Source organism: Nocardia sp. Tas62D01 (assembly GCF_055232035.1).
This window is the reverse complement of the sequence record NZ_JBUYUZ010000001.1, coordinates 1,186,836-1,210,038: the sequence shown is the minus strand read 5'-3', so window position 1 is coordinate 1,210,038 and position 23,203 is coordinate 1,186,836. Positions and strand designations below refer to the sequence as shown.

General features: G+C 66.6%; 19 protein-coding genes and 1 pseudogene. 13 read left to right on the top strand and 7 right to left on the bottom strand.

Annotation, left to right across the window (positions count from 1 at the left end):
• The first annotated feature begins 11 nt into the window (after positions 1-11).
• The 5 genes from ACV7NQ_RS05990 to ACV7NQ_RS05970 all read left to right on the top strand — a co-directional run bounded on the left by ACV7NQ_RS05990 (position 12) and on the right by ACV7NQ_RS05970 (position 5,629).
• A complete protein-coding gene (locus ACV7NQ_RS05990) occupies positions 12-1,346 on the top strand; it encodes a PucR family transcriptional regulator (RefSeq protein WP_463358701.1) in 1,335 nt (444 codons plus the stop codon).
• Between the two features lie 128 nt (positions 1,347-1,474).
• Positions 1,475-2,389: an ACP S-malonyltransferase gene (locus tag ACV7NQ_RS05985; protein ID WP_463358700.1), complete on the top strand. Its 915-nt coding sequence runs from the start codon at positions 1,475-1,477 to the stop codon at positions 2,387-2,389.
• A gap of 119 nt (positions 2,390-2,508) precedes the next feature.
• On the top strand, positions 2,509-2,811 hold the full coding sequence (gene acpM, locus ACV7NQ_RS05980; protein WP_463358699.1) for a meromycolate extension acyl carrier protein AcpM: 303 nt from the start codon (positions 2,509-2,511) through the stop codon (positions 2,809-2,811).
• Positions 2,812-2,821: 10 nt separating this feature from the next.
• Positions 2,822-4,072 (top strand): KasA/KasB family beta-ketoacyl-ACP synthase, encoded by a 1,251-nt coding sequence (locus ACV7NQ_RS05975; RefSeq protein WP_463358698.1) that lies wholly within the window; start codon positions 2,822-2,824, stop codon positions 4,070-4,072.
• Positions 4,073-4,195: 123 nt separating this feature from the next.
• Positions 4,196-5,629: an acyl-CoA carboxylase subunit beta gene (locus tag ACV7NQ_RS05970; RefSeq protein WP_463358697.1), complete on the top strand. Its 1,434-nt coding sequence runs from the start codon at positions 4,196-4,198 to the stop codon at positions 5,627-5,629.
• Positions 5,630-5,796: 167 nt separating this feature from the next.
• On the opposite strand, the gene ACV7NQ_RS05965 is transcribed toward ACV7NQ_RS05970, so the two are convergent.
• Positions 5,797-6,492, bottom strand: a complete 696-nt coding sequence (locus ACV7NQ_RS05965; protein ID WP_463358696.1) for a SanA/YdcF family protein — start codon at positions 6,490-6,492, stop codon at positions 5,797-5,799.
• A 51-nt stretch (positions 6,493-6,543) separates the two neighbouring features.
• Here ACV7NQ_RS05965 and ACV7NQ_RS05960 point away from each other — a divergent pair.
• Positions 6,544-7,347 (top strand): annotated as a pseudogene (locus ACV7NQ_RS05960) (HsdM family class I SAM-dependent methyltransferase); the annotation flags it as partial.
• 1,392 nt (positions 7,348-8,739) lie between these two features.
• Here ACV7NQ_RS05960 and ACV7NQ_RS05955 read toward each other — a convergent pair.
• The 4 genes from ACV7NQ_RS05955 to sigJ all read right to left on the bottom strand — a co-directional run bounded on the left by ACV7NQ_RS05955 (position 8,740) and on the right by sigJ (position 12,233).
• The gene (locus tag ACV7NQ_RS05955) at positions 8,740-9,363 is read right to left on the bottom strand and encodes a TetR/AcrR family transcriptional regulator (protein ID WP_463358695.1); all 624 of its coding nucleotides are present in this window, start codon (positions 9,361-9,363) and stop codon (positions 8,740-8,742) included.
• A 732-nt stretch (positions 9,364-10,095) separates the two neighbouring features.
• Positions 10,096-10,281, bottom strand: a complete 186-nt coding sequence (locus tag ACV7NQ_RS05950) for a hypothetical protein (RefSeq protein WP_463358694.1) — start codon at positions 10,279-10,281, stop codon at positions 10,096-10,098.
• 162 nt (positions 10,282-10,443) lie between these two features.
• Complete coding sequence (locus ACV7NQ_RS05945) at positions 10,444-10,959, bottom strand: gamma carbonic anhydrase family protein (protein ID WP_463358693.1); 516 nt, start codon at positions 10,957-10,959, stop codon at positions 10,444-10,446.
• A 296-nt stretch (positions 10,960-11,255) separates the two neighbouring features.
• Complete coding sequence (gene sigJ / locus ACV7NQ_RS05940) at positions 11,256-12,233, bottom strand: RNA polymerase sigma factor SigJ (protein WP_463358692.1); 978 nt, start codon at positions 12,231-12,233, stop codon at positions 11,256-11,258.
• A 255-nt stretch (positions 12,234-12,488) separates the two neighbouring features.
• Here sigJ and ACV7NQ_RS05935 point away from each other — a divergent pair, with 255 nt between their 5' ends.
• Complete coding sequence (locus ACV7NQ_RS05935) at positions 12,489-13,412, top strand: cobalamin biosynthesis protein (RefSeq protein ID WP_463358691.1); 924 nt, start codon at positions 12,489-12,491, stop codon at positions 13,410-13,412.
• A 180-nt stretch (positions 13,413-13,592) separates the two neighbouring features.
• On the opposite strand, the gene ACV7NQ_RS05930 is transcribed toward ACV7NQ_RS05935, so the two are convergent.
• Both ACV7NQ_RS05930 and ACV7NQ_RS05925 read right to left on the bottom strand, forming a co-directional pair.
• Positions 13,593-14,462 (bottom strand): SURF1 family cytochrome oxidase biogenesis protein, encoded by an 870-nt coding sequence (locus tag ACV7NQ_RS05930; protein WP_463358690.1) that lies wholly within the window; start codon positions 14,460-14,462, stop codon positions 13,593-13,595.
• Complete coding sequence (locus tag ACV7NQ_RS05925; protein ID WP_463358689.1) at positions 14,462-15,034, bottom strand: low molecular weight protein-tyrosine-phosphatase; 573 nt, start codon at positions 15,032-15,034, stop codon at positions 14,462-14,464. Before ACV7NQ_RS05925 ends, ACV7NQ_RS05930 begins: the two co-directional genes overlap by 1 nt.
• 44 nt (positions 15,035-15,078) lie before the next feature.
• On the opposite strand from ACV7NQ_RS05925, the gene ACV7NQ_RS05920 reads away from it, so the two are divergent.
• From ACV7NQ_RS05920 to ACV7NQ_RS05895, 6 genes are all read left to right on the top strand, one after another.
• Entirely contained in the window at positions 15,079-16,356 is a 1,278-nt protein-coding gene (locus ACV7NQ_RS05920) for an aminotransferase class I/II-fold pyridoxal phosphate-dependent enzyme (RefSeq protein ID WP_463358688.1), read from the top strand.
• A 258-nt stretch (positions 16,357-16,614) separates the two neighbouring features.
• Positions 16,615-17,742, top strand: a complete 1,128-nt coding sequence (locus tag ACV7NQ_RS05915) for a Nif3-like dinuclear metal center hexameric protein (protein WP_463358687.1) — start codon at positions 16,615-16,617, stop codon at positions 17,740-17,742.
• A 365-nt stretch (positions 17,743-18,107) separates the two neighbouring features.
• Positions 18,108-18,752 carry a hypothetical protein gene (locus ACV7NQ_RS05910; RefSeq protein ID WP_463358686.1) on the top strand — a complete coding sequence of 215 codons (645 nt, stop codon included), beginning with the start codon at positions 18,108-18,110 and terminating at the stop codon, positions 18,750-18,752.
• A 963-nt stretch (positions 18,753-19,715) separates the two neighbouring features.
• Positions 19,716-20,453, top strand: a complete 738-nt coding sequence (locus ACV7NQ_RS05905; RefSeq protein WP_463365553.1) for a zinc ribbon domain-containing protein — start codon at positions 19,716-19,718, stop codon at positions 20,451-20,453.
• 65 nt (positions 20,454-20,518) lie between these two features.
• Complete coding sequence (locus tag ACV7NQ_RS05900) at positions 20,519-21,931, top strand: bifunctional RNase H/acid phosphatase (protein ID WP_463358685.1); 1,413 nt, start codon at positions 20,519-20,521, stop codon at positions 21,929-21,931.
• Positions 21,932-22,066: 135 nt separating this feature from the next.
• Positions 22,067-22,684, top strand: a complete 618-nt coding sequence (locus ACV7NQ_RS05895) for a transposase (protein WP_463358684.1) — start codon at positions 22,067-22,069, stop codon at positions 22,682-22,684.
• Positions 22,685-23,203: the final 519 nt, after the last annotated feature.

Below are 23,203 nucleotides of genomic sequence, written 5' to 3'. Positions count from 1 at the left end.
CGGACGATTGGATGGTGGACCGTAAACCGCCGCGGCCGCGACGGATCTCCGAAGGCTCTTCCGAGCACGAGGTGTATCTGCCGACCGGCGCGCTCTCCCCGAACCGGCAAACCCGTGACCCGCTTCCCGACACGTTGCTCAAACGTGTGAAGCAGTTCTCGGGTCGACTCTCCACCGAGGCGGTGGGGTCGATGCAGGATCGGTTGCCGTTCTTCGCCGATCTGGACGCCGCGCAGCGCGCGGGCGTCCAGATGCTGGTGCAGACCGCGGTGGTGAACTTCCTGGAATGGCTGCAGGATCCCGACAGCGACATCAGGTTCAGTCTCGATGCCTTCCAGGTGATTCCGCAGGATCTGGCGCGCCGGCTGACGCTGCGCCAGACCGTGGACATGGTCCGGGTGGCCATGGAGTTCTTCGAACAGTGGCTGCCCGCGCTGGCGCGCAACGATCGGCAGCTGGTCGCACTCACCGAGGCGGTGTTGCGGTACGGGCGTGAGCTCGGATTCGCCGCCGCCTCGGTGTACGCCAGCGCGGCGGAATCCCGTGGCGCCTGGGATACCCGCTTGGAAGCGCTCGTCGTCGACGCCGTGGTGCGCGGCGACACCGGCCCGGACATGCTGTCGCGGGCCGCGACGCTGAACTGGGACGCGACCGCCCCGGCGACGGTCCTGGTCGGCACGCCGCCGGGCGATCAGGGTGTCGGCATGGTCGGTTCGGTGCACACCATCGCCGCCCGGCACGGCCGCGCGGCGCTGGCGGTGGTCCAGGGTTCACGACTGGTGATGGTGGTCAGTGGCCATCTCGGAGACAGTTCCTATATCTCACCGTTCCTGGCGGACCTGCTTGCCGAGGTGTTTTCGGACGGGCCGGTGGTGATCGGCCCGACCACCCGCACCCTGGGTGCGGCGCATACCAGCGCGGTGGAGGCGCTGGCCGGAATGGAGGCGGTGGTGGGCTGGCGCGGCGCCCCGCGACCGGTTCATGCGACCGAGCTATTGCCCGAACGCGCCTTGTTGGGCGACCGTGCTGCGGTCGAAGCGTTGAACGAGTATCTTGTGCTTCCGTTGGCTGCGGCGGGATCGTCGCTTGCGGACACGCTCGAGGCCTATCTGGATTGCGGTGGCGCTGTCGAGACGTGTGCCCGTCAGCTGTACGTCCATCCAAATACTGTTCGCTACCGTCTCAAGCGGATAGCCGAAATAACGGGGCGCGATCCGATGAGCCCGCGGGACGCCTACGTGCTCCGAATCGCGGCCACAGTAGGTCGTTTGACACGAACCCGTAACGAATCGTCAACACCTACCCCAGAGGCAACTCGCTTTTCCATGGGTCACGAGGGCGTGTAACGGATCTAAGGAACCGGTCGATCGGGACGACTCACGTGGCCTTTTGTGGGACCCCCACAAAAGCGATCGGCAAGCTTCATTCGCGCCGACATCTCCTGCGGCCTACCTCACAGTGTTTTCTTAGAGGTGTGATCGCGTTGTTCGCCCCTGGACAGGGGTCCCAGACACCCGGAATGCTCGCGCCTTGGCTCGACCTCCCCGGCGCGACAGATCGCCTCGCCCTCTGGTCCAAGGCCTCCGGCCTGGATTTGGTTCGTCTCGGTACTACCGCGACGGCCGAGGAGATCACCGATACTGCCGTTACCCAACCACTCGTCGTCGCCGCCGCGCTGTTGGCATTCGCGGAAATCGACGCGACTTCGCTTCCGGCCGCTACCATCGTCGCTGGACACTCGGTCGGTGAACTTGCCGCAGCCGCGATCGCCGGAGTTATCTTCCCCGACGATGCGGTCGCCCTGGCTGCCATCCGCGGTGCGGAGATGGCCAAGGCGTGCGCGCTGGAGCCGACCGGGATGTCCGCGGTGCTCGGTGGCGATGAAGCCGCCGTGCTCGCTCGGCTCGCGGAGCTCGACCTCGTTCCGGCCAATCGGAACGCGGTGGGTCAGATCGTCGCCGCGGGTCGATTGGATGCCTTGGCGGAACTCGCCGCGAATCCACCCGCGAAGGCTCGGGTGCGTGCGCTGCCCGTCGCGGGGGCTTTCCACACCGCGTTCATGGGCCCGGCCCAGGATGCGGTGACGGCAGCCATCAGCCAGATCATGCCGAACGAGCCGACTCGGACCCTATTGTCGAACTTCGACGGCAAGCCGATCGCCTCGGGAGCCGATGCGATCGCTAAGCTCGCGGCACAGATCACCCGGCCAGTCCGTTGGGACCTGTGCACCGAAACCACCAGGCAAGCCGGGGTTTCGGCAGTGGCGGAGCTGCCGCCGGCGGGCACCCTGGTCGGCATTGCAAAACGGGAAATGAAGGGCACGCCGACGCTGGCCCTGAAGACCCCCGATGACCTCCCTGCGTTGGCCGGGCTCACGATCTCCGGCTAGCTTTCCTCGCGGCCGTGCACAGAAAAAGCACGGTTGTGAACGAGCGGACGGTAACCATCGCCCGTCTCGATCCGAAAAACACAATGCCCTACAAAAGTAATCAAGAAGGGAGCTACACAGTGGCCAGCCTGACCCAGGAACAAATCGTCGAGGAACTCGGCAACATCATCGAAGAGGTGACGGGTATCGAACCCTCCGAGGTGACGATCGAGAAGTCCTTCGTCGATGACCTGGACATCGACTCGCTGTCCATGGTCGAGATCGCGGTTCAGATGGAGGACAAGTACGGCGTCAAGATCCCCGACGAGGATCTGGCCAGCCTGAAGACGGTCGGCGACGTTGTCGCCTACGTCCAGAAGCTCGAGGCGGAGAACAGCGAAGCCGCCGCGGAGCTCAAGGCCAAGTTCGACAACGCCGAGTAGGGCCAATACTGTGACCACTCCTTCCACCTTGAACGGGAACTTCCCCAACGTCGTCGTCACGAGCATGGCGGCGACCACGTCGATCGCTGGTGACGTCGATGCGACGTGGAAGGGACTCCTCAACAGCGAGAGCGGTATCGACGTTCTCGAGGACTCCTTCGTCGAGGAATACGACCTTCCGGTCCGCATCGGCGGTCACCTGAAGGTCCGGCCCGAGACCCTGCTGACCCGAGTCGAGTGCCGCCGCATGGCGTACGTCGAGCAGCTCGCGACCGTCCTCGGTCGCGAAGTCTGGCGTAACGCGGGCAGCCCGGAGGTCGACCTGGAACGGCTGGGTGTAGCCATCGGCACGGGTCTAGGTGGCGGCGACGCCCTCATCGACTCGGTCGACAAGCTGAAGAACGGCGGCTATCGCAAGATCTCGCCGCTGGCTGTTCAGATGGTCATGCCGAACGGCCCATCGGCCGTTGTCGGTCTCGAATTGAAGGCCAGGGCAGGAGTGGTCACTCCGGTCTCGGCGTGCTCGTCCGGCTCCGAGGCGATCGCCAACGCATGGCGCATGATCGTGATGGGTGACGCCGACATCGTCGTCACCGGCGGCGTCGAGGGCTACATCGACTCGGTGCCGATCGCGGCGTTCTCCATGATGCGCGCGATGAGCACCCGCAATGACGACCCCAAGGGCGCTTCTCGTCCGTTCGACAAGGATCGCGACGGGTTCGTCTTCGGTGAGGCCGGTGCGCTCATGGTCGTCGAGACCGAAGAGCACGCCAAGGCACGTGGAGCCACCATTCACGCTCGCCTGCTCGGCGCAGGCATCACTTCCGACGGCTTCCACCTGGTTGCCCCGGATCCCGCAGGCACCGGCGCGGCCCGTGCGATGACCAGGGCGCTGCAGACCGCGGGTCTGACCAAGAGCGACATCACCCACGTCAACGCGCACGCCACCGCCACCCCGATCGGCGATACCGCCGAGGCGCGGGCGATCAACCTGGCTGTGGGCAACCACGCCTCGGTGTACGCCCCGAAATCAGCACTGGGTCACTCGATCGGCGCCGTCGGCGCCCTCGAGTCGGTGCTCACCGTGCTCAGCATTCGGGACGGGATCGTCCCGCCGACGCTGAACCTGGAAAACCTCGATCCGGAGATCGATCTGGACGTGGTACACGGCGAGGCTCGCCGCCAGGAGATCGAGTACGCGATCAACAATTCCTTCGGTTTCGGTGGGCACAATGTCGCGCTCGCCTTCGGTCGGGCATAGCCGCCCCATCGACTGCAACAACGATCCCGGTGGGGTCGGCCTACTGAATGGCTCGACTCCTCCGGTGTTCGACATACGCAGCCGCGGTAGCGGCGCACTTCCTTGAGGTGAGGAGAAAACGCGATGACAATTATGGCGCCCGCGTTTCAGCCCGAAACAACGACCGATCCGCGTGACCCGCTGGGCCGGCTGCAGCGCTTCTTCGATCCGGGTACCGTCCTGCCGCTACATCCGCGGGACAAGTCCGGTGTGATCGCCGCGATCGGCGAGGTCGACGGAGTGCGCACCGTGGCCTATTGCTCCGACGCCACCGTCATGGGCGGCGCGATGGGCGTGGAGGGTTGCAAGCACATTGTCGATGCGATCGACACCGCCATCGACTCCGACGTTCCGGTAGTCGGCATCTGGCATTCCGGCGGCGCTCGGCTCGCCGAGGGCGTCGAGGCTCTGCACGCCGTCGGCCTGGTCTTCGAGGCCATGGTCCGGGCGTCCGGCCTGGTACCGCAGATCTCGGTGGTACTCGGCTTCGCGGCCGGTGGCGCCGCCTACGGCCCCGCGCTGACCGATATCGTCATCATGGCGCCCGAGGGCCGGATCTTCGTGACCGGCCCGGACGTGGTTCGCAGCGTGACCGGCGAGCAGGTCGATATGGCCACCCTCGGCGGTCCGGAGACGCACGGCAAGAAATCCGGTGTCACCCATATCGTCGCCAACGACGAGGCCGATGCGCTGCATCGGGGTCGCCGACTGGTGTCGATGTTCGCCGAACAGGGCGAATTCGATCTGGTTGCCGCCGAACATGGTGACGTCGACCTGAAGGCGATGATGCCGGAATCGGCCAAGCGCGCCTACGACGTCAAGCCGATCATTCACGAGCTGCTCGACAACGTCGACGGTGAGTCCTCGTTCGAAGAGCTGCAGGGTGGTTACGCCCGCAGCATCGTCACCGGCATCGGTCGGCTCGCCGGTCGCACCGTCGGTGTGCTGGCGAACAACCCGATCCGGCTCGGCGGCTGCCTGAACTCCGAAAGCGCCGAGAAGGCCGCGCGTTTCGTGCGGCTGTGCGACGCCTTCGGCATCCCGCTGGTGGTCGTCACCGACGTCCCCGGCTACCTGCCCGGCGTCAGCCAGGAGTGGGATGGTGTCGTGCGCCGCGGCGCGAAGCTGCTGCACGCGTTCGCCGAGGCACGGGTGCCCCGGGTCACGCTGGTGACCCGGAAGATCTACGGCGGCGCCTACATCGCGATGAACGCCCGCTCGCTGGGCGCGACCGCGGTGTACGCGTGGCCCGGTTCCGAGGTCGCCGTCATGGGCGCCAAGGCCGCGGTCGGTATCCTGCACAAGAAGGCGCTGGCAGCGGCGCCGGACGACGAGCGTGAGGCACTGCACGAACGCCTCACCGCCGAGCACGAACAGATCGCCGGTGGCGTCGAGCGCGCCATTGCGATCGGTGTCGTCGACCAGGTCATCGAGCCGTCGAAGACGCGCAGCATCATTGCCGCCGCATTGGCCTCGGCTCCGGCCCGCAAGAGTCGCCACAAGAACATTCCGCTGTAAAGGCGGGAAATGAGTTAGGCCCTGGGATTTCCCGGGGCCTATTCTTTTGCCTCGGATCGGGGGGATATCGTGTCGAACTGTGCCACGGAGGGTAGCTCGGATAGGCGTGATCGACCGGGCAGTGGATGCGCCTGGCCGTCCGCTGACCGGGTCGGCCTCGAGGGGGGCTACCTCGGGTCGGCGTTGATGGCGTCGCGGACGGTGGTTTCCTGGTCGCCGAGGAATTGGGGGTCGGGGTGGGTGAGCATGGCGGCGACGGCCTTGGTGGCGGCCAATTGGTCACGGAGCCAACATTTTTCGTAGGTGGTGTTGTGCGGTTGGGCGGTATCGGCAACACCGGTCGCGTCGATGCCAACAGAGCGGCACAAGGCGATAGTGCGGGGGAGGCTGAAGTCCTGGGTGACGACGATGGCCTGGTGTACGCCGAAGATTCGGTAGGCGCGGATGCAGGATTGGTAGGTGTCGAAACCGGCGTAGTCGACGGCGAGTTTGCCAGAGGGGACGCCGTGGTGCATCAGGTAGCGGCGCATCGCGTTCGGTTCGTCGTAGCTCCAGCGGCCGTGGTCCCCGGACAGGAGCAGGGCTTTCACCTTGCCGGTTTCCAGGAGGCGGCGGCCGAGGTCGAGCCGGGCGGCGAGGTAGGGGGAGGGCTCGCCGTTGTCGTATACCTGGGCGCCGAGGACCAACCCGACCTCACTGGGCGGCACGCTATCGGTGGTGTAGTCGTAGCCGCTCGCCTCATGCCGTACCCAGCCCTCCGCGCCGAGTACGACAGTCGATACCGCAACTAGTGCCGCCAACGCCAGCCAGATCAGCCGTTTCGGGTGCGGTAGTGATGTGGTCCGCCCCCGAGTCCGTGTCATTACGTCACGAAATCCCATACACGCAGTGTGCCCGAATTGTGTGGGGTTCACATGCCGTCGGAATCGGGTGCAGCGCGCAGGGGTCCGCGCTGCCGGGGCGAGAGATCGCCGCCGATCCTGAGCGTGCACTTTCCGCAGTTACTGCGCGAATTCTGTCGGCATGGCGGAAAAGTGTCTGCTCAGCCCACGGCTGTCCCACGCGTTGCCACGGATCGCGGCGCTCGAGCGTGCAGAATCCCTGGAATGGGATCCGAGATCACCGCCGCGAGGGATCGTAAGCGGCACGGCAGGCACTACACGCCGCCTGCGCTGGCGCGATTCCTTGCGCGGCGGCTGCTCGAGCATGTGCCGCGGGTTTCGGGTGTGCTCCGGGTGCTCGACCCCGCCTGCGGGGATGGGGAATTGCTGCTGGCGCTGTACCGGGAAGCCGCGATCGGGCTGCCGGAGGTGCGGTTGAAGTTGGTGGGTTACGACCTGGACGACGAGGCGCTGACGGTGGCTCACGAGCGGGCGTCCGCCGAGGGGGTTGTCGTCGATTTGTACCTAGGCGATTTTCTCACGGTGTCGGAGGGCATCGCCGACGGATGCTTCGATGCCATCATCACCAACCCGCCCTACGTGCGGACCCAACAGCTGGGTGGGGAGACCGCGCAGTTGCTCAGTGAACGGTTCGGGTTGAGTGGACGGATCGACCTCACCCATCCGTTCGTCGCTATCGCGCCGCGACTGCTGTGTGCGGGTGGAGTGCTCGGATTGCTGTGCGCCAACCGGTTTCTCACCACCAAGGCGGGCGCGAACATTCGACAGCTGCTGCTGGCGGAGCTGTCCCCAGTCGAGCTGTACGACCTGGGTGACACCAAGCTGTTCGATGCGGCCGTGCTGCCCGCCGTCACCATCGCGAGACGCACGTCCTGTCGCGAGACGTGCCGGTACGTGTCGGCCTATGAGGTCGCCGAGTGCGAAACCGTCAGCGCAGTAGATCTATTCGAGGCATTGACCGGAGCGAGCGGCCGCCTCATCGCCCATAACGGTCGCACCTTCGCGATAGAAATCGGCACACTTGCGACTGATGATCCGATGGTGACGGTGCCCGCCGGCCCATCAGAAGGCGTGGGGCAGCGCGCGGATTTGGATAGTGCCGAGTATGGCCAGGACGACGCTGACTTCAGCGCTGGACCTTCCAATTTTGCTGGGGTGGTGGATGTTTCGGCGTCAGAAAAACAGGCCCGCTTGGTATCCGATAGTTCCCGCTCGCTCGGTTCTGGTGGAGCGCCGGGTGAGGTGGCTGCTATCGCCTCGGGCGAGGGTGGCGATGGGGGTGAAGGCAGGTTGGTGTCGGGGGAGTCATTTGTTTCCGGGGTGTTCGGGGGTTGCGGGGGCAGTGTGCCGCTCGACGTAGGTGAGCCGCGCGGCGCGGCGCTTTCCGGCACGACGGGGCGGGCGTGGCGGATGTCGCAGCCCAGTGTCGACTACTGGTTGGCGCGGATCAAGGCGGGGACGTGGAAGACGTTCGGTGAGGTCGCGCGGATTCGAGTGGGGATCAAGACGACTGCGGACCGGGTATTCATTTCGGATCGGTGGGGTGAGATGGATCCGTGCCCGGAGCCGGAGTTGCTGTTCGACTTGATAACTCATCACGATGTCCTACCGTGGCAGATCCGTCGTGATCGCGGCACTCGGGTGCTCTATCCATACGACACTGCCCAGTCTCGGCGTGTTCCGGTCGATCTGCGCGAATTTCCCAGTGCCGCAGCATATTTGCGAGCTCATGAGGAAACGTTGGCCGGGCGGAAATACGTGACGGCAAGTGGGCGTGCGTGGTTCGAGATCTGGGTGCCGCAGCGACCGCATTTGTGGCGGGTGCCGAAGTTGGTGTTTCCCGATATCAGTACGCGGCCACGGTTCGCGCTGGATCGGTCCGGTGCGGTCGTGAATGGGGACTGCTATTGGATGTCGCTGTCGGACATCGGGGTTCGAGGCAATGCGGAACAGCTGGCGTATCTGCTGATGGGTGTGGCGAATTCGGCGCTCGGCCTGCGCTTTTACGATGCGGTATGCGGGAATCGACTCTATTCGGGTCGGCGGCGTTGGATCACCCAGTACGTGTCGCGGCTGCCATTGCCGGATCCGGCCCGGTCCGCCGGAATCGTCGAGCTGGTAGCCGAATTCGTCGACGGCGGGCGACTGCCCGATGCCGAGGCGATGCGTGTGCTGGACGAGCGGGTGGCCGCCGCGTTCGGGGTGCGATCAGGCGGTGGTGCTGATGCCGACCATCGGCAGCAAGATCCGGCGGGCGAAGTCGCGTCCGGCCTCCACATCCTCGAGTGGGATGAGCCCGTCGGGGGTCAGCGCCAGCGAGAGGGCCAGCCGGGCCATGATCTCGGCGACCAGGTCGGCGTCGAAATCGTCGGCGTCGTCGTCGGGCCGTAATTCCCTCAGCTTCGTGGCCAGATAGGTGCGGCCGACCGCAATGATCGGCCCGGCCTCGGTGGTGAGCCGCGGCAGGATGAGATCGGGTTCGGTGCGCAACAGCCTGCGCAGCAGTTCATTGCCCGCGATCGTGCTGATGAACGCGACGAAGATCTCCACCAGCTGGTTGTCGCTGCCCGCGACCAGTTGCACGCGATTGTCGATCTCGCTGACGAAGCGCTGCGCCTCGCGTACGCTGACCGCCTCGACAAGTTCGTTCTTGGATTCGAACCGGCGGTACAGGGTTGCCGGGCTGATACCGGCGCGCCGGGCGATCTCGCCCATGCTGGTGCGCTTGATGCCGAAGTCCAGGAATGCCGACAGCGCGCTTTCCAGCAACTTCTCGGCGTCCTTGACGGGGTTGTCGAGGATGCGCTGGAGCATGGATGGGACGGTGGGCATCAGGTCTCCGGTCGATTCGGCGCGGGTGCCGATGGTGTGCGCTGCCGCGACGGTGCGGGTGATTTCCGATCATTATTTCATCGGTTGACGGTGGAGTGGCCAAGGGATTCCCGAACCCGTGAGTCGAACGCGTATGAATCATCTCACCTGCTGAGTTGTCGGTGGGCGTCTATGCCCTCGATCTCCGGGCTCGACGTGCCGATCAGTCCGCTGAATCTTTGCGGACGGATGAGTGCTGCGTCGCGCTGATCTGCCCCTCCATTCGGTGGACCGATGGTGCTGCGTGGGCCGTTGACTCGGTGCAATCGATTGAACGTCGCGCCGATCTGCCGAGACGATGCTGTGTGACCGAGGTGAGTCGGTCGCAAGGCGGGCTCGGCTGGCTGGTCATGGTGGACATCCGATGTGGATGTCGCCGGGTGGAAACGATTGTCCCGTGGGGTACTTCACCGACGAACCGATGGCACGCACATCGGATGACGGTTCGAGCTGCGGATGGCGCGCAGCAGTCCGGCGGCCGCGGCGCAGACGATTCTGCGCGCGCGGCGCGCGGGGCAGGCGAAAGTCCTTGTCGGACTGGTGCCGTGCTGGTGGACCTTGTTACCAGTTTCACCGGCTCGCATCACAAACTGGTGCTGGACAGGTGTTTGGGTCCTGGCGACTGGTGTTCAGGGCATCGCACCAGGCTTGTCGATGGTCACCGTGTCGTTGCGACGGAGCGGTGACCCGGTTTTACTGTCGCGGGAGGTCTAGCTCGGCCATTTCTTGCTCGATGGCATTGGCCGCGAAATCGAGGCCGCTGGAACGTAGTTCGTGGACACGGCGCTGTAGCGCCTCGATTCCGCCAGGCTGGGCCGCGATGTCGGCCACGCTGATCCGCCCCTTCGGCCGGTGCAGACTCGTCGATCCGTACGCCACCGTGATACCTCCTGCCTGCACGCTCTGCGTCCGCTATCCAAGCGGGGCCTCTGCGCTACGAGCCGCAAGACGACCGTGTCGGCAGGAGACCCCGGAACACCGGACACGCCGGCGAAATGTTATCAGCGATTCCTACTGGACACTTGATCAGTATGCGCTGTCTCATAGTATCTTCGCGCCGCGGTGGTTGGCCATGTTGTGCAGGTAGCCCGACCCGTTGAGTCGGATGCCATCCTGCTCCGCGTCGCTGAGTTCGCGGCGCACCTTTCCTGGTACTCCGGCGACCAATGAGCCCGGCGGAATTTGCGCACCCTCGGGAATCAGCGCATTGGCCGCGATGAGGCTCCCCGCGCCGATCACCGCGCCATTGAGCACGGTCGCACCCATGCCGACCAGCACATCGTCACCGACGGTGCACCCGTGCAGGATCGCATTGTGCCCCACCGAAACTCCCGCGCCGACGGTCAGCGGAAAACCAGGATCGGCATGCAACACGCACCCGTCCTGAATGTTCGTCCGCGCCCCAATGCTGATCACCTCCCGATCCCCCCGCAGCACCGCGCCGTACCAAACGCCCACCTCACCCGCGAGTCGCACCCGCCCGATCACGGTCGCATTAGGCGCGATCCACGCACTGTCATCGATTTGCGGCGCAAACTCGCCAACCTGAATCCTCATGGAGAGAACGTAGCGACGCCGAAACGCGGCCAACCCAGCGCCCCGTGCCCCGGTCTGGACGGACACTATTCGGCCAAGCGCGTTCGATGGGATCGTCGTCGGCGGCGTCGGGTACCGCAGTCGGGATGTTTTGGGCTTGCGAACCGCTGCGGTGTGGGGCGGTGACCAATGCTCTGGCCAGTTCGGTGGCCTTGTGGCGCGACCTGGCTCACCGATCCCACCTTCGATGCGCCCGATGACTATCGGAAACAGGCGGCTTCGGGTCGAGGAAGCCGCCCGTGGTCGCCGGGGTTCGGTTATTCAGCGCTGGTTTCGCTCGACTCGTCCGGGCTGTCGCCGAGGTACCAGTCGGGGTCGCCGGAGGTCGGCAGGTCGTGCAGCTTGTCGGGGTTGCGGACCACGTCGATGGCGACGATGCGGCCCGCGTCGATGGTGAAGGCGAAGACGCCGGTGTGGGTGCCGTCGAAGACGACGAGGCCGGGCTGGCCGTTGACCAGGACCGCGCGGCCCCAGGCGCCCGACGCCGACGGTGCGTGGTACCAACCGAGCAGCAGCTTCGCGACCAGTTCTGCGCCGTGCACCGGCCGGCGGATCGCGGGCACCTTGCCGCCGCCGTCGGCGGTCAGGCTGACGGCGGAATCGAGCACGCCCAGCAGCGCACTCAAATCACCGGAACGCCACGCCACCGCGAACGCCGAGACCACCTTCTCCTGCTCGTCCGGCGAGGCGGGGAACCGGGGTGTCCCATCCTCGATGCGCTTGCGGGCGCGCGAGGCAAGCTGGCGCACCGCGGCCGGGGTGCGACCGACCACCTCGGCGACCTCGGGGCCGGTCATGCCGAACACGTCCTGCAGCACGAACGCGGTGCGTTCGGCGGGGGAGAGGGATTCCAGGACCACCAGCAGCGCGGTGGTCACGCGCTCGTCCTGGGTAATGCGGTCGGCGGGATCGTCCCAGGTTGTCACCTCGGGCTCCGGAAGCCATTCGCCGACGTACTGTTCGCGGCGTACCCGCGCGGAGCCGAGATGGTCGAGCGCGAGCCGCCCGGTCACCGTCGTCAGCCAGGCCCGCAGGTTATCGATCTCGGCCGCTTTCCCGGACTCGTGCTGATGCTGCAGCCGCAGCCACGCCTCCTGCACGACATCGTCTGCGTCGGTGAGGCTGCCCAGGTTGCTGTAGGCGAGCCGGCGCAGGTATGGCCGATGCTCCTCGAACTGCCGGGCGAGCTCGGCCTGGTCGATGGGCTCGGATACGGAGGACTGGTCGGAAGTCACTGGTCTCGCCGTTCGGTCGTGCGGCCCCTCGGGGGCGAGTTTATGAGTGCGTCATCAGGGTGACGATGCTGGGCAGGTGAGTGTGACAGACGGCGACACGCCGGAGACACGGTCGAGTTGCACGGAGGTGCTGCGGGTGCCGGACCGGCACATGTCGATGCGCACGGGCCGGCATGTGTCGCTGGTCGCGTTGCGGTTGCGAGAGGGCAGGGGCAACCGTGGCTGCGCCTGCCCGGCACCGGCTACCCTCTCTCGGTGTCTACGGGGACCTCGACCGCTGCCGGGCTGCTGCTGGGCTTCGCACTCGACCGCGCGTTCGGTGATCCGCGCCGGTGGCACCCGGTGGCCGGATTCGGTTCGGCGGCCAGCGCGCTCGAATGCGTGACCTACGCCGATCGGCGTTCCGCCGGGTTGGTGCACGAGGCGCTATCGGTCGGCGCGGTCGTTGCCCTCGGAGTGGCCGCGCGGCGTGGTGGTGTGGTGGCGACCGCGCTGGCCACCTGGACGGTGCTGGGCGGCCGGAGCCTGGCACGCACGGGCCGAGAAATGGCCGACAGGCTCGAATCCGGTGACTTGGCCGCCGCGCGGGCGCTGCTGCCCTCGCTCTGCGGGCGGGATCCCGAGGTGCTCGGTGCGGACGGATTAGCCCGTGCGGCACTGGAATCCATCGCCGAGAACACCTCCGACGCGACGGTCGCGCCGCTGCTGTGGGGCGCGGTCGCCGGTGTGCCCGGCCTGCTCTGCTACCGCGCGATCAACACCCTCGACGCGATGGTCGGTTACCGCAACGACCGCTACCAACGCTTCGGCTGGGCCGCCGCCCGCACCGACGACCTGGCAAACCTGGTGCCCGCCCGCGTCACCGGTCTACTCACCGCCGCTTTGTCCCCCTTGGTCGGCGGTCGCCCCGCCGACGCCTTGCGCGCCTGGCGCCGCGACGCGGCAAAACACCCTAGCCCCAACGCGGGCGTCGTCGAAGCATCGATGGCCGGCGCCCTCGGCGTCCGCCTCGGCGGCCGCACCCAATACCGCAACTGCACCGAACTACGCCCCACCCTCGGCGACGGCCCCGCCCCCGCGGTAGCTGACCTCCGCCGCGCCGTACACATGTCAGAGGCAGTCCAAACAGGTGCCGCCCTCACCGCCGCTCTCTGGGCGATCCTCCGCCCCAACCGCTAGCCTGCCTCGCTGAGTTGCGGCGAATGGTGAGTTGGCCCTCCACGACGTGCAAATGGCAGGCTTTGGTGGTTGGCACGTCGAGCGCGCGGCTATCACCGGGAGCCGTGCGCGTCGGCGGAGAGGTTGGCAAACGCGGGTCCGCGACGAGGGTGCTGGCTTGATCGGCTGGATGGGCCCGGGTCAGCGGTTGCCGCCGTAGCGGTCGGCTAGGCGTTGTTCGTTGGTGGAGGGTGGTGTGGGGGGAGGGGGTTCGTTGGAGGTGGGGGTAGTTGAGGTGGGGGTGCTGAGGGCTTTTTCTTTGCGGCGTTCGCGGATTTCGGCGTAGACGAAATAACCGAGGCCCAAGGGGGCCATGATGCCGAAGGCGAGCCATTGGAGGCCGTAGGAGAGGTAGGGGCCAGCGTCGAGTTGCGGGAGGGGCGTGGGGGTGAGGGCGCCGGGTTGTTTTTCGTCGAGTTGGAGGTAGCCGCCGCGTTCGCCGGTGGGGATTACAGTCAGTGGCTGTTGCAGGACGGTGGTTTCCTGGGCGGTGTCGATCGAATAGACCTGGCGATAGCCGTCTTGGACGCTCGGGTCTTTGCCGGGGGTGACGCCTTCGGACATGCGAACCCTGGCCTCGATGTGTTGTGATCCCGCGGGCGGGTCCGGGATCTGCGGCGGGCGCGTTCCGTCGACGGCGGCCACGAGACCGCGGTCGACGAGCAGGATGCGGCCGTCGTCGAGTCGGAAGGTGGAGAGCACCGCGTAGCCGGGATTGCCGTCGAGGTGGCGGAGTCGGACCAGCACCGTCGAATCCGGCAGGTAGGTGCCTGTGGCGGTGACTCGGCGCCATTCAGCGTGCGAGTCGGTGTCCTTGTTGCCGAGGACGGTGGTGATGTCGATGGGAGCCGCGTCCACCGAGTCGGCGATCAGCTGGTTGCGGTGCGAGGTGGAAGTGTTCTTGCCGAGTTGCCATGGCGCAAGGACCGTGAAACAGAGGTAGGCGAAGGCGGCCACCAGCACGGCCAGGATCAGCCAGCTGGGGCGCAGGAGGAACGTCAGCCGGCGCATCAGGGGCGTCCGTCGGGGACGGGTTCGGCGTCGAGGAGCGATGCGGTGTCCAGCCCGCTGGGCTCAGCGCTCGCGGGAACCGGTTCGTCGGCGCGGGCTGTGAGGGTGGTTTGTACCCAGTCCAACAGGCCCGGGATGGCTGCTTCGATCTGCTCGCGGACGAGTTCGAAGTCGGCCGTGCTCCCGTAGTACGGGTCTGGGACGCTTAGGCCGTCGGCGGTCGGATCGAAGCTGCGGAGGAGTCGGCGGCGGTCCGAGGGCACGCCCATGCGGGCGAGTTCGCGTTCGTGGCCGGTGTCCAGGGCGATCAGCAGGTCGGCGTCGCGGTGCTCGTCGCCGAACATGGCGGCGACGTGTCCGATCGGATATCCGTGGTGGCGCAGTGTCGAGGTGGTGCGTGGATCGGCGTCATCACCGGCATGCCAGGCGGTGGTGCCCGCGCTGCTGACCCGCACCTGGTCGGCCAGTCCGGCCCGATCCAGATGCTCCGCGAACATCTTCTCCGCCATCGGCGATCGGCAGATATTGCCGGTACAGACGAACGACACGTGCAGCTCACCCACGACAGCCATTCTGGCCGGTGGTCCCGATGAGCCGCCACGTAGGGTGGGTTCTCGTGCCCGAGGACAGCGTCGATCACGCGAAACTGCGCCACCACGGTGACGTGGACGCATGCCCCGGAATGCTCGATTTCGCGGTGAACGTGCAGGGCAGCGCGCCGCCGGACTGGCTGCGCCTGCGCTTGGCCGCACGCCTGGACTCACTCGGCCGGTATCCGAGCGCCGCCGAGGACCTCGCGGCCCGATCCGCGATCGCGGCGCGCCACGGACGGTCCCCGGACGCGGTGCTACTCCTGGCCGGTGCGGCCGAGGGTTTCGCCATGCTGCCCCGCCTCGCACCCCGGTTGGCCGCGGTGATCCATCCATCGTTCACCGAACCCGAGTTGGCGCTGCGCGAGGCGGGTATCCCGGTGCACCGGGTGCTGCTGGGTCCGCCCTACACACTGACCTCGGCACCCGCCTCCGATGTCGTCGGCGGGGACGTGCCGGACGCGGTCGGCCTAATCGCGCTCGATGCCCATGAGGGGGTCGTCCCGGATGCCGTCGGCCGGGTGGCACGGGACGCCGTTGGCCGGATGGCTCCGGACGTTGCTTGCGGGGAGTTGCCCGGTGCTGCGGGCCGGCTGGTGCCGGTTGCTGTTGGCCTGGAGATGTCGGATGTTGCGGACCAGGGTTCGCCGGATGTTGCGGACCAGTTGGTCCCCGCCGCCGCCGATCTGGTGGTGCTCGGCAATCCGACGAATCCGACGTCGGTGCTGCATCCCGCTGAAGCGATCCTCGCCTTGCGTCGACCTGGCCGAGTCATCGTGGTCGATGAGGCATTCGCCGACGCGGTGCCGGGAGAGCCGGAATCGTTGGCCGGGTTTGCTTCACCCGATGTTCTGGTGCTCCGCAGCCTCACCAAGACGTGGGCGTTGGCGGGTCTGCGTTGCGGGTACTTCCTCGGCGCACCTGAACTGCTGGCCCGGCTGAATCACGGCCGTCAGCACTGGCCGTTGGGCAGCTTGCAGTTGGAAGCGATCGCCGCCACCGCGGAATCGGATGCGGTCGCCGAGGCGCAGGAACGTGCGCAAGTGATTGCGGCAGAGCGAGAGTCGATGATCGAACGGCTGGCTGCCCTTGGTGTACAGGTCCACACGCCTGCCAGCGGTCCGTTCCTGTTGCTGCGTGTCCCGGATGGGGAGCTGCTGCGAAAGCATCTGGCGGACAAGGGGATTGCGGTCCGTCGCGCCGACACCTTTCCTGGCCTCGGACCGAATCATCTACGTGTCGCGGTGCGCGGCGCGGCTGAGGTCGATCGGTTGGTCGCCGGAATTCGTGCGGCGGGATTGTGAAGTCGGCCGCGGCAGGTAGCGGATTGCGACCGGGACAATTGCGGCTCGCCGGGACGACGACCCAGAGCGATCCCGGCGGTCGCACGACACCAAGCGGCGCGGTGGCCCGTGGCGCGGAGCCACGCGCGGCTGGCCCATCCAATAGTCGACGGCGGCATCGGCAGCCCGGCAGCCCGGCAGCCCGGGAGTTGGGCAGCTGGAAGCGGTTGCGGCGCGGGACGAAAGTGGTGGTGACATGAGCGAAGCGGAGGAAGGTCGATGGTGACTACGCTGGCGGATCTCATCGAGGTGCTGGATGCGGCTTATCCGCCGAAGCTGGCTGAATCATGGGATTCGGTGGGGTTGGTGTGTGGGGATCCTGCCGATGAGGTCACCCGTGTGCTATTCGCGGTCGACGCAACCGCTGCTGTCGTCGATGAGGCGATCGATTGGCGGGCACAGGCTTTGGTGGTGCACCATCCGCTGCTCTTGCGTGGTGTCGATACCGTGGCGGCCGATACCCCGAAAGGTGCGTTGCTGCACAGGCTGATTCGTTCGGGTTGCGCGTTGTTCAGTGCGCACACCAATGCCGACTCCGCAGATCCCGGTGTTTCCGATGCGCTTGCTGCGGCTTTGGGGCTCATGGTCACCGGACCGCTGGATGCGAAATCACAACCTGCCGTGGATAACTGGGTGGTGCAGGTGCCGCGCTCGCACACCGATGCGGTACTGGCGGCGTTGTTCGCGGCCGGTGCCGGTGGCAGCGACTCCTACCGCGACTGCGCGCTGCGCGTGCCGGGAATCGGCCAGTTCCGCCCGGTGACGGGAGCGAATCCGGCGATCGGCTCGGTGGGCGAACTGCAGCAGGTCGAGGAAGACCGCATCGAGGTCATCGCACCGCCCGCCGCCCGCGCCGCCATTCTCGCGGCATTGCGCGCCACGCATCCGTACGAGGACCCCGCCTACCACATCACCGAGCGCGCGGCAGTGCCATCCGGCCTCGGCCTCGGTCGGGTCGGCACGTTGCCGGAGCCGGAGTCATTGCGCACCTTCACCTCTCGGGTGGCCGCGGCGCTCCCCGTGACAACGTGGGGTGTCCGCGCGGCAGGCGACCCCGACCGGATGATCCACACCGTCGCAGTCTGCGGCGGCTCAGGCGACTCCTATCTGAACACGGCGGCCCGCCTCGGCGTCGACGCCTACGTCACCTCCGACCTGCGCCACCACCCGGTCGACGAACACCTGCGCCGAGGCGGACCGGCACTGGTCGACGCCGCCCACTGGGCCACCGAATTCCCTTGGTGCGCCCAAGCGGAGTCCCTCGTCCGAACCAGCCATCCGGAACTCGAGACTCGCGTGTCGTCCTTGCGCACCGACCCGTGGACAGTGAGCGCCACCGCCGGGTGACCCGGCCGGCCCTATCCGGCTACCGTCGGTCGCCGCAGCCGCTCGGCCGCGCTCGCGAACTTCGGGTGCGCGTAGATGACGACTCGCGTCGAGTTGGCCGTCGACCGACCGCGTACCAGCATCGTCGATTGGTTGAACGCACCCACGATGCAGCATCCCCACCGGGATCCAGTATTTTCGGGATCCCGGCCGAAAAGCCGTACAGCAGCACTTTGGTCAGCGTGGCTGAGCGGTGAACTTCGTTGGCGCGCCGCGCGTACGCCTATCGCCGGCCGACTCGGTAGCTCGACGCGTGTCGCGATGACTGGCTGGTGTGTCGCCCGGTTCGTCGGAATTGAAAGGCATGGAACGGGTATAACCACCACATGAACTACCCGGTGAACATCGGGATCGTGCAGATCGGGCTGATGCTGCTGATCCTTTTCGCAGTGGCGCTGTTGATTTCGGCGTTGGTCAGGGTGCGCCGGGTCGGGTTGCGGGTGTTGCTCGGGCGGGGTGCGGGTGGGCTCGGGTTGCTGGTGGTGGCGGTGGTGTTGCTATGGGTGGCGACGCTGATTCAGACGTATCTGGGGTTGAGCGGGGAGATCAAGGCGGCGCACGTCGCAGTGAGTCCGGTTGCGGGACAGGAGCATCGGCTCGATGTGGATATCACGCTGTACGGCGACAAAGACCACGGTGAGAAGCACGACAAGTATCAGGTCGAGGGGGACCTGTGGGTGTTGCAGGCCAATATCGTCGAGCTCGAGCCGTGGGTGAATGCGCTCGGCTTCCACTCCGGGTACAAGGTGACACGGCTGTACGGTCAGCGCCTCGATGGTGTCGCGACCACCCAGAACCAGATCTTCGTCAATGGTGACGACAAGGACTTCTTCAACGACATGCGCAAAGGTCGTTGGTGGACACAGCCTTTCGTGCGCTCCGCCTACGGCAATGCGGTGATCGCGACACCCGGTGAGTACGACGTATTCATCTCCCGCGACGCCATCAAAACCCGCCCGATCGGACACTAGTGCGCCTTGGGTGGGCGAATTGCCCACTGCCGCAGGGGCTCCTGCTGCCTACCAGGTGTGGGTTCGGACGCGGTTGACTGCGTCGATGCGGCCTTGGAGTTGGCGCATGAGTTCGTCGGGCGGGCCGGGGGCGATGGTGAAGTGGTTGTAGAGGAGGTAGCGGCCGTCGTTGGGGTAGTCGAGCCAGATGCTGGATCAGATAGTCCGGGGACCCGTGCTCGTTCTCGTTGCCTTTGCCACGGCTGCCGGGCGCGCTCATGCCGGGCATGCCCGCACGACCGGCGGCGGCCTTGCTGCCGCGGTTACCGGCTCCACCCGCGCCGCCGGGCCGGCCCGCCGGATTGCCGGGGACGCTCTTACCGGGGCTGGGCGTCGCCCCACCTGGGATTCCGCCCGGTGAGCCGGGACGGCCGACGGGGTCCTCCAGGAAGCTCTTGGAGCTTGTCCGGGAGGCCGGTGCCGTTGGGGTGCCGGCCGGGTTGGTCGGTGTGCTCATGGGGGTGGTGGATGTGAGTGTGCTCGCGGGATTCATGCTCTGCGAGTTGTTGTCCGAGCTATTCGGGTTCTGGGTGTTCGGGTCTCCGGATTTCGGCTGGTCGCCGGGCTTGGAGGTGTCCTGGTCCTTGCCGCCGGGCGGCTTGACGGGCCATTCCTCTATGCCCTGGTCTGGTGGCTTGGGTTTGTTGTCGTCCGGCGTGTAAAGGCTGGGTAGATCTTCTCCGCTTATGTGGGCGTCGGAAATCCCGCCGTCACCTTGGGCGCGGGGTCGCTGCGTTGACCTGCTGGATGACGGGAGGTGGTCGGTTCGGGGGACTCCAGCGCCCGCTGACGTGGCCTCGAACTGATCCGGCAGGTAAACCGGGGTACGGTTGAGCACTGGTATTCGCCGTCCGTGAGGGCGTGCGGGTGCTCCATCCGTCCATAGCGTCCATAGCGTCCATAGCGTCCAGGAGTTTGTCCGCGTTGAATGTCGAACCCCCGATCCAGGCCAAGCTGCTTCAGCTCGCCGCTGTCGACGCAGAACTGACGCGGATTGCGCATCGGCGCACCGTGCTGCCCGAGCAGCAGGAGGTGGCGCGGCTGGAGGCGGAGCGTAACGGGCACAAGGATGCCGCGGTGGCTGTGGAAATCATGCTGGACGACCTCGACCGCGATATTCGCAAGCTGGAGGGTGAGGTCGAGGCGGTCCGGAAGCGGGAGGAACGCGACCGGGGCATGCTGACCGCGGGTTCGGTGGGCGCTAAGCAGCTTTCGGAGTTGCAGCACGAATTGGGCAGCTTGGAGCGGCGTCGTTCGGTGCTGGAGGACGAGTTGTTGGAGGTGATGGAGCGCCGCGAGGCATCCGCCGCCGACTATGAGCACGCTGGCGCCCGGCTGGACAAGACCGAGCAGGATCTGGCGGATGCGCAGCGCAAGCGGGACGAGGCGCTCGCGGATCTCGATGTGGCGCAAGGGCGTTGCGACGGGGACCGGGCGGGGCTGGTCGGGTCGTTCCCGGCCGAGCTGTTGAGCATCTACGACCGTCAGCGCACCCAGAACGGCGTCGGCGCGGCGCTGCTGCAGGCGCGCCGGTGTGGTGCGTGTCGGATCGAGCTGGACCGCGGTGAGATCGCGCGGATCGCGAAGGCCGCGCCCGACGCGATCGTGCGCTGCCCGGAGTGCGGTGCGGTGCTGGTCCGCACCAAGGAGTCGGGTCTCTAACGTTCCGGCCGCGTTACGGCGCGGGTGCGGATCGTGACGGTGGCAGGTCGAGTACAGCAAGGGGAATGATGGCCCAGCTCGAGGTGATCGTCGAAGCGGACGGTGGTTCCCGGGGCAACCCGGGTCCGGCGGGTTACGGCGCGGTCGTTTTCGATGCCGACCATGCCCGTGTGCTCGCCGAACGCCGCGAGTACATCGGTGTCGCCACCAACAATGTCGCCGAATACCGCGGGCTCATTGCCGGTTTGGAGGCGGCCGCGGAACTCGGTGCGCGCGTGGTGTCGGTGCGGATGGATTCCAAGCTGGTGGTCGAGCAGATGTCGGGGAACTGGAAGGTCAAGCACGCGGCCATGATTCCGCTGGCAGATCGGGCGCGCAGGCTGGTCGCCGGTTTCGACCGCGTGAGCTTCACCTGGATTCCGCGCGCCGAGAACTCCTACGCCGATCGGCTGGCCAACGAAGCGATGGATGACGCCCCGCTGGTCGGGGAGGTGCGTACCGCGCTCGACGCCGGGCATCTGCCCGCTGCCGCGAGTGCCGACCGGAATATGCCGAGCGGCGGGGAAACAGCCGGAAGCCACGCAAGTGGCGTACCCAATACTCCCAGCGGGGAGCCGAATACGCCCAGTGCAGGGTCGAATTCGCGGCGCGCGGTGCCGAATGCGCGCGGCGAGCAGCTGAACGCGCGCGGCGGCGAGCTGAATTCCGAAGGCCCGGCGCTGGATCACCCAGTCGATCAGCCACGTTCCGCTGTCGGCATCGAACAGGGCCTGCCGAGTTGGGTCGATGAGGTCAGGCAGGCGCAAGCGACGGAACGCACCACAGCACCTGCCCAATCCACCGCCCCCGGCTGGACCGGTGCCACCGGCCGCCCGACCCGCTTCCTCCTGCTGCGTCACGGTCAAACCGAACTCTCCGTGCAGCGCCGTTATTCGGGCCGCGGCAACCCGCCCCTCACCGAACTCGGCCGGGAGCAGGCGGCGCGGGTCGCGAAGATGCTTGCCGCCAAGGGCAATGTCGCCGCTGTGGTTACCTCCCCGCTGGGTCGCGCTCGTGAGACCGCCGAGGCCGCGGCTGCCGCGCTGGGTGTCCCCGTGCACGTTATCGACGGTCTCATCGAGACCGACTTCGGCGATTGGGAAGGTCTGACGTTTCAGGAAGCGGCGCAACGCGATCCGCAGTTGCATGCAGGCTGGCTCGGTGACCCGTCGGTGCCCGCGCCGGGCGGCGAGAGCTTCGATCAGGTGCGCGAACGGGTGGAGGTGGCGCGGCGCGATCTGGTGGCGCTGTATCCGGGGGCGAACCTGGTGGTGGTCAGCCATGTGACCCCGATCAAGACGCTGCTCCAGCTCGCACTCGGTGTCGGCCCGTCGCTGCTGTATCGCCTCCATCTGGATCTGGCGTCGCTGTCGATCGCCGAGTTCTATCCTGACGGGGGATCGTCGGTGCGTCTGGTGAATGACACGTCGTACCTGTGATGATCTTGTAAACGCCCGAGGCGGGGCACACGCAAAGCGTGAATTAGCCACGCGGAAACGCACGCCGACTCCCTCGCCTTACTCGATGAGCGACGGAAAACCCTGTCCGAGAACAGAACTCGGTCGGTCAACCAATTGCACGCACTGCTCCGCGAACTGCTGCCGGGCGGGGTCCCCACCGACCTGACCGCCACCAAGGCCACAACCGTTCTGCGTGGTCTGCGCCCGATTAGTGGCACCGACCGAGTCCGGAAGTCGTTGGCCAAGGACCTGGTCGCCGATATCAAACGTTACGACACTCAGCTGGCCGAGAACGCCGCAGCGATGAGTGACCTCCTCGATCAGCATGGCACCACACTGCGCGAAATACCCGGCGTCGGACCGGTGCTCGCCGCCCGGGTCATCGGACGCACCGGACGAGTCGGCAGATTCCCGACTGAGGCCGCCTTCGCGAACTACACCGGCACCGCACCGGTCGAGATCGCCAGTGCCGATTCGACTCGTCACCGCCTGTCCCGCTACGGCGACCGAGAACTCAATTCCGCGCTGCACACCATCGCGATGATCCAGATCCGGATGCGCGGAACCGCCGGCCGTGCCTACTACGACAAGAAGACCGCCGAAGGCAAGACCCCGAAAGAGGCGAAGCGCTGTCTCAAACGCCGCTTGGCCGACCTGTGCTGGCGAACGATGACTCGGGACGAACGACGCACCGGACCAACCGAATCCAGCCATCACGCTGACACAGCTTGACAGATACAGAGGTATCGCGGGTTGTCAATGGTTTCCAACCGACCGGTGATTGGAACCGGGGTGCGGTGACGTAGCGGCTCCAGGTGGTTGCGGCCTCAGCGGCGAGCTTCGTGGTCGTGACGTGGTGATAGCCGAGAGCGTCGGCGACGACCGGGGCGGGCATCTGCTGGACGTGCTGCCGCATGGGGTCAAAGTGAAGAACCGAAACAACTCCTCACGGCTGATCTCCGGGAACTCCCGCAGACGCTCCGACCAGGGACTACGCCATATTCGTTGTTTTTTGCGCCGTTACTACCGGAACCCCGGGTCGGCAGGAGCGCGAACCGATCGCGGAGGAGCAGCTCATTCGTTGGTTCTTCCTCGAATTGCTCTGGTATGCACGCGGAAACGAGGCCGCGCAAGCCGCACGGTGCGCGCCGGAACCGACCTCGCGGCCCTGTCTCAGTTCGGCGACGACGTCTGGCATGTCAAACCGGCACACCCCGACACCCACATCAACGTCACGCCGCTGCGGTGGAC